General features: G+C 53.6%; 1 tRNA gene and 2 rRNA genes (1 of these 3 cut by a window edge). All 3 read left to right on the top strand.

The features are described from left to right. A 23S ribosomal RNA gene (locus WA845_RS25175) occupies positions 1-1821 on the top strand; it begins 978 nt to the left of the window's first position. A 264-nt stretch (positions 1822-2085) separates the two neighbouring features. After that, positions 2086-2200: ribosomal RNA gene (gene rrf / locus WA845_RS25170) — 5S ribosomal RNA — on the top strand. Positions 2201-2420: 220 nt separating this feature from the next. Then, a tRNA-Met gene (locus WA845_RS25165) sits at positions 2421-2497 on the top strand. Positions 2498-2500 lie beyond the last annotated feature (3 nt).

The following is a 2500-nucleotide window of genomic DNA, read 5'->3' as shown; positions in this document are numbered from 1 at the left end:
GACACACGGCGGGTGCTAACGTCCGTCGTGAAAAGGGCAACAACCCTGACCTCCAGCTAAGGTCCCCAAGTCATGGCTAAGTGGGAAAGGATGTGAGGATCCCAAAACAACCAGGATGTTGGCTTAGAAGCAGCCATCATTTAAAGAAAGCGTAACAGCTCACTGGTCTAAATAAGGGTCTTTGCGCCGAAAATGTAACGGGGCTAAAGCCATGCACCGAAGCTGAGGATTTGCAGCAATGCAAGTGGTAGCGGAGCGTTCCGTAAGTCTGTGAAGGCGGACCCGTGAGGGCTGCTGGAGATATCGGAAGTGCGAATGTTGACATGAGTAACGATAAAGGGAGTGAGAGACTCCCTCGCCGAAAGACCAAGGGTTCCTGCTTAAAGTTAATCTGAGCAGGGTTAGCCGGCCCCTAAGACGAGGCGGACACGCGTAGTCGATGGGAACCACGTTAATATTCGTGGGCCTGGTGGTAGTGACGGATCTCGTGTGTTGTTCAACCTTATTGGATTGGTTGGGCGGCGAAGAGGTTCCAGGAAATAGCTCCACCGTATAGACCGTACCCGAAACCGACACAGGTGGTCAGGTAGAGTATACCAAGGCGCTTGAGAGAACTATGTTGAAGGAACTCGGCAAATTGCACGCGTAACTTCGGAAGAAGCGTGACCCTTTTGTACGCAAGTATGATGGGGTGGCACAGACCAGGGGGTAGCGACTGTTTATCAAAAACACAGGGCTCTGCGAAGTAGCAATACGACGTATAGGGTCTGACGCCTGCCCGGTGCTGGAAGGTTAAAGGGAGGGGTGCAAGCTCTGAACTGAAGCCCCAGTAAACGGCGGCCGTAACTATAACGGTCCTAAGGTAGCGAAATTCCTTGTCGGGTAAGTTCCGACCTGCACGAATGGCGTAACGACTTCCCCGCTGTCTCCAACATAGACTCAGTGAAATTGAATTCCCCGTGAAGATGCGGGGTTCCTGCGGTCAGACGGAAAGACCCCGTGCACCTTTACTATAGCTTTACACTGGCATTCGCCAAGGCATGTGTAGGATAGGTGGTAGGCTTTGAAGCAGGGACGCCAGTTTCTGTGGAGCCATCCTTGAAATACCACCCTTATCTTCGTGGATGTCTAACCGCGGTCCGTTATCCGGATCCGGGACAGTGTATGGTGGGTAGTTTGACTGGGGCGGTCGCCTCCGAAAGAGTAACGGAGGCGCGCGATGGTTAGCTCAGACCGGTCGGAAATCGGTCGTCGAGTGCAATGGCATAAGCTAGCCTGACTGCGAGACTGACAAGTCGAGCAGAGACGAAAGTCGGTCATAGTGATCCGGTGGTCCCGTGTGGAAGGGCCATCGCTCAACGGATAAAAGGTACGCCGGGGATAACAGGCTGATGACCCCCAAGAGTCCATATCGACGGGGTTGTTTGGCACCTCGATGTCGACTCATCGCATCCTGGGGCTGGAGCAGGTCCCAAGGGTATGGCTGTTCGCCATTTAAAGCGGTACGTGAGTTGGGTTCAGAACGTCGTGAGACAGTTCGGTCCCTATCTGCCGTGGGTGTAGGAATATTGACAGGATCTGTCCCTAGTACGAGAGGACCGGGATGGACGTATCTCTGGTGGATCTGTTGTCCTGCCAAGGGCATAGCAGAGTAGCTATATACGGAATGGATAACCGCTGAAGGCATCTAAGCGGGAAACCAACCTGAAAACGAGTGTTCCCTATCAGAGCCGTGGAAGACGACCACGTTGATAGGACGGGTGTGGAAGCACAGCAATGTGTGAAGCTTACCGTTACTAATAGCTCGATCGACTTCTTCGTTCCCATTGTTCATGCTCATCAAGCGAAGCTTGATGATCTGTTCTGTCTTCACGCTGACGTGGCCTTCGGCCACTACGCTGCAGACGGCGCGCCAAACGATTGGCGACGGACTAGCGTCCTGTATGGGCGCCACGCTCGACCTCGAGCAAGGCAACATACGGATAAGTCACAGAAACGACGTGTAAATTAAATAGAGCCTTGAGCTCTCCAGCTTCTCGAAAACAACGTTCATGTGAAAACATGAACAATGTTGCGTTTTGCCGACCTGGTGGTTATCGCGGGGCGGCTGCACCCGTTCCCATTCCGAACACGGCCGTGAAACGCCCCAGCGCCAATGGTACTTCGTCTCAAGACGCGGGAGAGTAGGTCGCTGCCAGGTCTGCAAAACGCATCAAAAATCTTCTCATCACATCCCTCGGCCCAGCCGACAAAAAAGGGCCGCCAAAAGCGGCCTTTTGCAGTTTAAGACAAAACTTAAGGAAAACGCCAAGTGCGTCCCTTACAGGAGATAAATTGCTCCGCAATTTACTCCGGCAAAGATCCGTCGTCGCTAAAGCAACGACGTAACCGCGACATTCGGCCTTGCCGAATGCGCTGGACGCGGGGTGGAGCAGCCCGGTAGCTCGTCAGGCTCATAACCTGAAGGCCGCAGGTTCAAATCCTGCCCCCGCAACCAAAA

The organism is Agrobacterium sp. CMT1 (assembly GCF_037203725.1).
Taxonomy (GTDB): domain Bacteria; phylum Pseudomonadota; class Alphaproteobacteria; order Rhizobiales; family Rhizobiaceae; genus Agrobacterium; species Agrobacterium pusense.
The sequence above is the reverse complement of the archived record's forward strand: the minus strand, read 5'-3'. Positions and strand labels throughout refer to the sequence as shown.